Source organism: Pseudoalteromonas neustonica, from assembly GCF_001653135.1.
Taxonomy (GTDB): Bacteria; Pseudomonadota; Gammaproteobacteria; order Enterobacterales; family Alteromonadaceae; genus Pseudoalteromonas; species Pseudoalteromonas neustonica.
Genome location: NZ_BDDS01000037.1, coordinates 1 through 10,533 on the forward strand (window position 1 = coordinate 1; position 10,533 = coordinate 10,533).

3 protein-coding genes and 4 tRNA genes are annotated in these 10,533 nt (G+C 40.1%); 1 reads left to right on the forward strand and 6 read right to left on the reverse strand.

The window, feature by feature from the left end:
* The first annotated feature begins 686 nt into the window (after positions 1-686).
* Positions 687-2,105, forward strand: coding sequence for an alanine/glycine:cation symporter family protein (locus A7967_RS21720; protein ID WP_054205700.1), 1,419 nt, complete (start codon positions 687-689; stop codon positions 2,103-2,105).
* A gap of 215 nt (positions 2,106-2,320) precedes the next feature.
* Here the strand turns inward: A7967_RS21720 and pbpC are convergent, their stop codons facing one another.
* From pbpC to A7967_RS21750, 6 genes are all read right to left on the reverse strand, one after another.
* Positions 2,321-4,600 carry a penicillin-binding protein 1C gene (pbpC, locus tag A7967_RS21725; RefSeq protein WP_054205699.1) on the reverse strand — a complete coding sequence of 760 codons (2,280 nt, stop codon included), beginning with the start codon at positions 4,598-4,600 and terminating at the stop codon, positions 2,321-2,323.
* 178 nt (positions 4,601-4,778) lie between these two features.
* Positions 4,779-9,761: an alpha-2-macroglobulin family protein gene (locus A7967_RS21730; protein ID WP_054205698.1), complete on the reverse strand. Its 4,983-nt coding sequence runs from the start codon at positions 9,759-9,761 to the stop codon at positions 4,779-4,781.
* 199 nt (positions 9,762-9,960) lie between these two features.
* Positions 9,961-10,047 (reverse strand) — tRNA-Leu (locus A7967_RS21735).
* 38 nt (positions 10,048-10,085) lie between these two features.
* Positions 10,086-10,159 (reverse strand) — tRNA-Cys (locus A7967_RS21740).
* A 19-nt stretch (positions 10,160-10,178) separates the two neighbouring features.
* Positions 10,179-10,254, reverse strand: a tRNA-Gly gene (locus A7967_RS21745).
* Positions 10,255-10,302: 48 nt separating this feature from the next.
* A tRNA-Leu gene (locus A7967_RS21750) sits at positions 10,303-10,389 on the reverse strand.
* Between the last annotated feature and the right edge of the window lie 144 nt (positions 10,390-10,533).

Below are 10,533 nucleotides of genomic sequence, written 5' to 3' on the forward strand. Positions count from 1 at the left end.
TTCAATCTGAGCCATGATCAAACTCTTCAATTAAAAGTTTTTTCTGTTCTCATCCAATAAAGAATGAAGAACCTGCTCAATGAATTCTGAATTTATTTAATATCTTTCGATATTGAATTGACTGTGCTGAATAATTATTAAAAATAACTATTCTGTTGGTCACTCAGTTTCTCTTTCGAGAAATCACATTGAGACTCTAAATTTATTTGCCTTGCTTACCTATCTAAAAAGAAAGTTAAGTTCGGCTGTTAGAACTCAATCTGTACGAGTGCCCACACAGATGATTGCTTTATATTGTTAAAGAACGTTGCGATTAAAGTTAAACTTTATCTCGCTAGGGCTGCGCATATTACGCTTTCCACTTTTTTTGTCAACACTTAATTTTAAACTTTCTAAAAAATCTAAACTCAAGTTTTACTCGACTCACTGATTAACTCTTGCCCCGCTAAGCGTTGCGCTCTGCCGTCTCAGTGGGGTCGCATTATAGGGCGCGGCGGATTTTACGCAAGCGTTATTATCACTAATATTGCATTTATTTCGCTTTTGTAAGATACACAAAAGAAACTGACATGTTACCCACAAAAGCCTGTGGATAACGTAGCTTTTTTCATTGTTACACTAAACTATCTGCCTCGCTTATGATAAGTTGCCCGCTGTTTTTTTAACTCGTTCATTAGGCATATAACATGATAGATATAATAAATAGTATTAGTGGGCTGCTGTGGGGTCATATCCTTGTCTACTTATTAATAGCAGCTGGACTGTTCTTTACTATTAAACTCAAGTTTATTCAATTTGTGCAATTCCCACACATGATTAAAGTCATGTTCAATTCTCGCCAGTGCGATAAAGATGGTATTTCGTCATTTCAAGCTTTTTGTACTTCCCTCGCCGCCCGTGTTGGGACAGGTAATATGGCAGGTGTTGCTGTTGCACTTTATTTAGGCGGTGCAGGTGCTATTTTCTGGATGTGGCTAATTGCTTTAATAGGCATGGCAACAAGTTTTGCTGAAAGTACGTTGGCGCAGGCTTACAAGATTCGTGACGAACATGGTAATTTTAGAGGCGGCCCAGCTTATTATATGCAATATGGTTTGGGTAAACGCTGGATGGGTATCGTATTTTCTTTGTGCCTGATACTTGCCTTTGGTTTAGTGTTTAATGCAGTGCAATCAAACTCAATCGCTGCAGCTTTTGAAGTAGCCTTTGGTATTCCTAATTATGTTGTTGGCTTAATGTTAGTTGTTGGCTCTGGCATTATTATATTTGGTGGTCTGAAAACAATATCTCGCTTTGCCGAATTAGTTGTGCCATTTATGGCGTTAGCATATTTACTTGTTGCACTTTATGTATGTGCTATAAATGCACAAGAATTGCCCGCTGTATTTATGCGTATTATCAATAGTGCCTTTGGTATTGAACAAGCTGGTGCTGGTGCAATTGGCTATGGTGTAATGCAAGCAATGATCCAAGGTATCAAACGTGGCTTATTCTCAAATGAGGCTGGTATGGGTAGTGCTGCAAATGCAGCTGCCACCGCGACACCAAATCCTCCACACCCGGCTTCGCAAGGTTATGTACAAATGCTCGGTGTATTTATTGATACCGTTGTTATCTGTAGTGCAACAGCTGCTTTGATCCTTCTCTCAGATCAATTAGTTGCAGACTCTGGTGTAACTGGTATTGCATTAACACAAGCGGCACTTGAACAGCATGTGGGTAGTTGGGGTGCTATTTTTGTTGCCATCGCTATTTTATTCTTTGCTTTTACATCGATTGTCGCTAACTACTCGTACGCAGAAACTAACTTGATGTTCTTAGAGCACAATCATGCTCATGGCATGCTTATATTTCGCCTAATTGTGCTTGGCATGGTTATGTTTGGCTCAGTGAGTGAACTTGGCTTAATTTGGACGTTAGCTGATATATCAATGGGCTTAATGGCGATAGTAAATGTTATTGCACTATTTATGCTCTCTGGTGTTGTCTTTTGGCTAGCTAATGATTACACCGCTCAGCGTAAAGCAGGTAAACTACCAACGTTTGATCCTACTCAAAATAAAAAGCTTGATGAATCAATCCCTAAAGGGATTTGGCACAAGTAAAAAATCACACCAAAGTTTAATTTATTTAAACTTTGGTGTGTACCCAAGTCACCTCAAGATGCAGGGTTCAGCGTTTCACAGAGCTTACTATTGAGGCGTTACTTCGCAATAATGGCGGTTCCTTTAAGGGGTAGTTTAAAAGCAACGCTCATATCTTGATCGTGACTTGGGTATATTTCTCCTATCAAAAACACTCATTATTAGTTTTCAAATATTTAAAGACTGATAGTTACCATATCAGTATTACCCAACTCGTCTTGTACAATAATTTGTTGATCACCTTGTGCTGTCTCACTAAAAACATGAGTGGTCGTCTCATTTTCTAACGTTTGGTAGTGTTGTTTAGCGTTTATATACCAACTTTTACGTCCGCTTCCACCTACCGTTTTCAATATAATACTGGGTGGTTCGCCATTTACCCCAGATTTTCGATAAATGCTCTTGTTTTCTATACCAACAATTCTGAGTGTTGCGCTTGCAGATGGCAATGCACCTACGCATTGTTTATCAAGCTTTGGAATGAGGGCTGCTCTGCGTTGGTTTTTAATAAGCCATGGTTCAAGTACTTTTGGCCAAAGCGCTACTTGTTTTGCGCGCTTACCCTTTATATTGCAATCTATTGATACCCGCTGTTGGTTGATTGGATTGAACCAATAGGTAAAAAGACCATTTTGCCATGCATCAGCATCTTCACGATGCCAAGTTGGCGGCACAACCTCATCGATTACCCATGCCTGATGCTTTTGCTGACAAAACATTTTTGTTTGATCAGAATATAATGTGCCTAATGGCCAACAAATATTTTTTGCCGTTACGTTATCCGGTTTTGATATGTTTACTGTATCGAGGTCCAAATTATCAACCACTTTAAATAATAATGGCCCGGCAGTACTGCCACCATAATGACCAGGCATAGGTGTGCCATCAGGTCGACCGACCCATACGCCAATTGTATAGTGCTTATTCACTCCTATTGCCCATGAATCACGGTAACCATAGCTAGTGCCTGTTTTCCAGGCTATTTTTTTAGTTTCATACATAGAGGCCAAAGTATGAATGCTACCTGGGCGGCTAATCCCTGATAAAATAGCTTGGATCACCCACGCACTTGCAGGCGATAATAAACGCCGTGTTGATTTTGGTTGTGCTAACTCATGCTGTAAATAACGTAGTTGGTGCACCTGTCCTTCATTTGCCAATGCACTGTATTGTTGAACTAAGCCTTCTAATGACGTTCCTGCCCCGCCCAATATGACTGATAAATTAGGCTCATTGTGAGGAATAGACAGTGCTAATCCCGCATTATCTAATTGGCTAACAAAGCGGTTCACGCCATAACGCTGCAATAGGTCAACCGCGGGGATATTTAAAGAACGTTGCAATGCACTAAGCACCGATACTGGCCCATTAAAACCACCACTGAAATTTGCAGGACGATAGTGTGCATTATTTCTAGGAGTGTCTGCTAATAATGAATGCGAATGGATTAAACCATCGTCTAACGCTAAGCCATACAAAAAAGGTTTAAGTGTGGAGCCTGGCGATCGAATAGCTTGGATCATATCTATGTAACCAAAACGTTTTGTATTAGCAAAATCAGCAGTCCCTATATACGCTTTAACCGCCGAAGTACGGTTATCCACGACCAAAATAGCTGCAGAACTTCGCGTTGGTAATTGTGTAATGTAGTTTGTAATTAAGTCATGTAAGTTTTGCTGTAACTCTCCATTAATTGTGCTTTTAATGATCAATTGTTTTGGGTGTTGATTTAATAATCGTCTTGCAAACAAAGGGGCTAATTGCGGTGATTTAAAGCGACTGCTATAAACATGCTCTAATTTTGCATCGTCAATGACGCTTTGCGGCCACACTTTAAACTCTGCAAGACGGTTGAGCACTTTATCACGTGCATGTTGCGCTGCTTGGTTATGTAAGTCGGGGCGATACCGTGTGGGCGCTTGTGGTAATACTGCCAATAATGCAGCTTCTGCGTGTGTTAACGCTTGCGCTGATTTATTTAAATAACTATAACTGGCGGCTTCCACGCCCTCTATTGTGCCACCAAAAGGGGCGTTATTAAGATACAGTTGTAGTATTTGTGGTTTAGTTAAATGCCATTCAAGCTGTAATGTTCGCAATACCTGTTGTAGCTTTCCCCAAATACTACGTGAGTGAGGGTGCAATATTCTCGCAACTTGCATTGACAGTGTTGAACCTCCTGAAATAATTCGCCCTTGTGTAATATTTTGATAAGTAGCGCGTAATACTGAAAATGGATTAACGCCATGATGATACCAAAACCAGCGATCTTCATAGTTTATTAAAGCTTCAATATATAGCGGTGAAACTTGCTGCAACGATATTGGGTAACGCCATATCCCATTATCGTCAGCAAAAGTACGTAATGGTCTATTGTTTTCATCGACCACAACGCGTGCAAATTGTTTTGCACGCGTTTTACTTATCGGTGTAATTGAATTGGTTGTAACTGCCATACTGTAAGTCCCTTGCGGTAGCTTAAGTGGATATAAATAATCCAACAGCAAAGCACTTATTGACAACAACAAAACACACCAAAAAATGAGCGCAGCAGCAGAGCCTGCGATTATTTTTTTTACGCTAAAGCGACTAATAAAAATTTACAAACCCTCTTTTTCGTTAGCTTAATTCTCACTACTTTGCTGTACTTGGTTGACTGATAGTAATGTCATTCGTCGCCTTACCGACGCCTCGTAGTTCTGGCCTATACATGTCTTCTACAAATGATGATGGCACTTTATATATGCCCGGCGTTACCGCCCTAACTAAATAAAATAATTGTGCTGTACGGCCTTTATATAATTCAAGTGCCACTACAAACCGATCATCTCTGTATTCTTGGTGTTTAACTGGGTTTTGCTGTTGCCATTGTGTAATGCTTTGCCCGTCTATTACTATTTCATCAAGCTTAATTGCATGGGCTAGGTTTTGATTTTCGAGCTCAAAACCAGCAGGTAGTAATTCAACAACCATGGCATCAGGTGTTCTTTGATCGGCATTCACTGTTAAATTAACTAAAAATAGCTCTCCCACCTTCACTTCATTAACTTTTACTTCTTGCCCTTTTACATTAAGCCAACGACGCCCAATAGCTATTCCATTCGTACTTTGCACAGGGGCTTTTTTACCATAACCGCTGATATTGATCGTCGCTAATAATGGCTCTTCATTTTTAGACATTACTGTAACCGAGTGCTGTAAATTTTCCGCTGTTAAGGCCTGTTTAAATACCGTTTTTTGCTGCAGAGTATGCTCATTGGCTGTCAGCGTGTCTTTCTTTGAGTTAGCACTCCCTAAAATTAGCTGTGCTGACCACAATGTGTTGTTATTTATTTGCAGCGACAAGCCCGCTAAAAATAATGCATTACGCTCTTGTGTGCTGTAATACGTTCGTTGATTTAGTAAATCGGCTAATTTAAAACTAAGTGCAATTGCTTTTTGTTGATGCTGGGCGTGTTGCTGATGTTTGATCATTAAATGAATCATCATCGCTAAATCTCGTATTTGACTTCCATAATCACTTAAGTAGTGTTCTCTTTTCGTGGGTATATTATTTAAAGCGCGAATGAATAGCGCATCACTGCGTTTTTTGTCACCCATATTAGCCAAAGCAATGGCTAGGTGCACTTGTGGTAATCCGCTTTTCGCGTCATCCGCTTGATTTTTAGCAAGACTACGCAGAGTTCCCAATGGCGCTTGGTTCACACGTGATAGAACATATGCTGCATAGGCTTTGTAAGCAAAATTACTATGCTTGGGATCATCGCTCCAAGGTTCATTGTAAAAGCTGCCGCTACGTGCAATATAGCGCTGAAGTCGTGAAAGCGTTTTACTTAAGAGTGTTTCGGGTACATTTACACCCATTTCTCGCGCATTGAGTAAAAAATCTCCCACATACGCAGTTAACCAATATTCTTCTGTTGACTTATTACTCCATAAGCCATAACCGCCATTACTGAGCTGCAAAGTAGCTAAACGGTCAATACCTTGGTTTATCATGGCTAAGCGCTCTTGCTCACTCACACCTTTAATACCCATTAATATTTGTTTCTCTGGGCTGGCAAAAATAAGTGGATAAGCACGGCTACTGGTTTGCTCTAGGCAACCGTAAGGATATTGCATCAGATGTGTTAGCTGATTTTGTAGGTTTATGCCTGCGCGATTAAAAATAGATACGCTGGCCTGCACGGTGTCTAAAATAAGCTCATCAGTTATGCGCTTATCTAGTTCCAGCTTTTCACCCTGTAATAATACTTTTTGAACTTTGGTATGTGTTGCACTATAGCTGGGGCGTGATCCTAATTGCCATTGCCGTTGCACACTTTCTTCAAGCGCATCACCTTTAACCATCACATTAAAATAGGCGTTGCCAATCGGGCTTTCAGCATCAACTCGGTACGTTAATGTGGTTTTTTCTCCATTAAGTAGCCTAATATCTTTATCATCAGTAAATGGCTTTACTGCTCCATTTGCTTCAAAGCTAACGGCTAGTGTTTGTTCTACACCACTGAGGTTAGTAACATCTAGGGCAATCGTTGTGCTATCACCCATCGCTAAAAAACGTGGCATTGCAATTTGCGTAACGACTGGTGCTGCAATGGTTACTTCTTGCTCGGCACTACCAAATTCATTATCTGAAAAAGCTAAAACCATTAATTTTAAGCGTCCATTAAAATCCGGGATCGCTAAGTCTACATTTGCTTCACCTTGTTGATTCAAAGCCACTAAGCCGCTGAATAAAGAGACAATATTTACCTCTGATTGTGGGGCCTTTCCACCTCGCGTTAGGTCTGTATCGCCACCAAAACGTAAATTCGCTTTATCTGATTGACTAACTTCGATTACTTTATCGTACACATCTCGTGCATCAACGTCATAGCGACGTTGCCCAAAGAATGCATCAAACGGATCTGGGGTTGCAAAATCCGTTATACTCAGCACTCCAACATCCACAGCAGCCAAGGTAATAAAAGCGTGTTTAGATTTATTATCTGCCGCCTGCTTAACGTTAATTTTAACGGGTAAATTTTTGTTTGGAAGTGCTTTTTCGGCTACATCGAAGGTAATATCAAGTTGCTGTGAATCTCTGTCTAAGGGTAAATGCACTAAACCAAAGCTGCGTTTTGGCGTCAAACTTTGCTCATTGCTGCCCGCTTGCAACACAACAGCACTAATATAAAGGTTGTGTTGTTGCCATTCTTTCGAAAAAGGTATTTCAACGACTGCACCTTCACTTGAAATAGACACTCGCTTCATCCAAAGTGGCTCATCACCTTCAACCATAATGATAGCTTCGCCTGCTTCTGGCGGAATTACATTCACTTTTATTGTATCACCTACGCTATACGCAGCTTTATCAAGCGCCATCGTTATTTTATCTGGTTGCGCGGCACCACTGCCGGCTTGTGCCGCTTGCCAATCTTCATACCAATTTGTACCCGCGTAAAATTGCATGCTAGAAAACAAGTTATTTTCGGGATCTTTTACTTCTAAACGATAACGTCCCCACTCAACTGGAAACCGTACTTGAGCTGTTTTACCGGCTTCAATATCTATTGACTGAGTAAGCTCAACAAACTCGTTGTCATCCCATTGGTAATGCCACCCTTCACTTTGCGTATATACCCAAAAATAACGGCGATCTTCTCTTATCAGCTTAATATCTAAATTAGTCGCTATATGCTTTTCACCATCAAGTGAGGCATTAACAATCTCAAAGCTGACTTTAGAGTTAGCTTCTGGGTTACGTTCACCAAAGCTACTACGAATGCCGAGCATCGTATTTTCTGGCCATACTAATCCTGAATAAGCCCGCGATACAGGACGCCCCCCTGATTCATACAAGCTACTAATAAACTGAACTCGCAGTGGGCTTTTTAACGTTGAAAAATCAGCGTTATAAACCAGCTTTCCTTGTCCTTTATTATCAAGTTCAACATCCGTTAAATCATTACGGGTATTAAAAGCAGTCTCTTGAATGTTACCAAATTCAAATTCTGGTAATGCTAATACAGGCCTACGCCACTGGGCTATATTTACTTGTGTTGATAAACGATTACCCGAAGCTGGAGCTCCGTATAAGTACTCGCCTAAAACAGGCAGAGTAAGTGTTTGATGTTTGTTAACAACAAGACGCTTTAATTCACTCTGAGGGTTAAAGGTTAATTTTAAACGTTCAGGTAAAAACTCTTCGACTTTAAAATTAAAAATAAATACCGATTTATCTACACTGGATACTTCAAACTGCCAGCTACCCACTTGAGCATCACGAGGAATTGACCATGCTTTATTGTAATAGTTACTTGCATCCCCCGCCCATTTAAACGTTTTAACATGCGTACCATCAGGACTCTTAATGACTGCTGATAAAATACTTGTTGACGTTAAACGCCCATCTTTATCTCGAAGTAGTGCATTAAAGTCAATGACTTCGCCAGGTCGATATAAGTCTCTTGGAGCGTAAATAAATAATTCTTGCTCTGTGTTAGGCCGCAGGCCAATATCAAATTGAGATAAATCTAGCGCTGGTTTATTTATTTCAATCACAGAATAATGATCGCCCATCTTAGCGCTGATCAGAGATGCTGCATTGAGGTTAGTCACAAAAGAAGCCTGTCCATCAGGGGATGTTAAACTTTGTTGTAGTATTTCGCCTTCATTATTAAGTAGGCTTACTTCAACATCTTGCATTGGTTTGCCAGATTTAAGCGATGAAGTGTGAACGTCAATTTGGTTATTATAAAAACGCGCATGCATGCCAATATCAGTTACGCTAAACCACATCATTTGATGCTGCTCATATCCGCCCGCTTTCACCATGACTGCAAGGTAAATACCTGCAGGTTCTAACGCTTTAATACCATCAATATTAATACTGCGTTTTACACGGGTATTTTTTGGTGCATTTAATTCGTACCTTGCTGTATAAGCTAATTCACCAAATTGTGTGATTCGCTCTATACCCCAATAATAGCGGTGATTTGATATTTCATTCAAAAATGATTGGCTGTCTTTTTCATTGATTTTGTAAAAATTAATATCAACGGCACGCGTATTTACACTCACAACAGGAAGACCATTTCCTAAGCCTTTCGTAAGAAACGCCCCTGTAGTGTCAAAATTAATGCTTGCGGTAAGTTTATTCGTTGTAACTTGGGTACTGTAAGTTTGACTTAAACGTTCCCCATTAGCTGCAACCAATCCTTGATATACCGTAATATCATAGCTCTTTTGTGGCTCTACATACGGGAACCAAATTGTTTTTCCTGAATTAGACAGCACCCAAGCTCCATCCGCCACACCTTCTTTTTTATTACTAATATTAAAGTATTTTTGGTGGTTGTCTGCTGGGTTTAGTGGCACAGATAAAGTAACCGCAATTGAGTTTTTTCCATCTCGGCTTCGTTCTGATACATCAAGCACAGTTAAAGGTGTATTTGCGTAATCTTGTTTTACTTGCGCTAAATTAAAGGAAGGATCGTTTAGTGGTGAATTTTGTGCTTTTGTAGCACTGCTTGTAACACTGCGCGTTGGTTCTGAATCATCATTATTGCAGCCAACTAAAATAAATAGCAGCATTAATGTGAGCGCGTAGGAAACTGAATGACTTACTTTCATAAATATCCTTATAGACCACGATCACATGAATGATGTGGTAATAAAAACTACTCGTTGGTAATTTAAAATCAATGAGATCTAGGATAACAATTTGAAGTAATAACTAAAAGTATTAAGAGATAAGATTAAGATAAATAAGATTTATATAAACTATTTTTAACTTGTAATATTAAGTTAAAGCAATCTATAAAAGATAGATTGGTGCCCGAGGCCGGACTTGAACCGGCACGACTTGTTAGTCGAGGGATTTTAAATCCCTTGTGTCTACCAATTCCACCACTCGGGCATCGAGTTTGCTAATTAAAGCGTGTGGATTAAATTATATGGAGGCGGAACCCGGAGTCGAACCGAGGTAAACGGATTTGCAATCCGGTGCATGGCCACTCTGCCATTCCGCCTAAATGTTTCCAAATAATTTGGAGCGGTACACGAGGCTCGAACTCGTGACCTCGACCTTGGCAAGGTCGCGCTCTACCAACTGAGCTAGTACCGCAAAACTATTTTTATCTTCTTTAAATTACCTTGGTAAAATAATTTAAAGTGGTGCCCGAGGCCGGACTTGAACCGGCACGACTTGTTAGTCGAGGGATTTTAAATCCCTTGTGTCTACCAATTCCACCACTCGGGCATCGAGTTTGCTACTTAAAGCAAGTGGATAAAATTAATATGGAGCGGAACCAGACTATCTATTCAACACATATGCCGCTACCGACGACAAACAAAGTAAGAAACAGCTAGGCAAGAGGACGCGAAAAAAAAACAAAGAAAATAA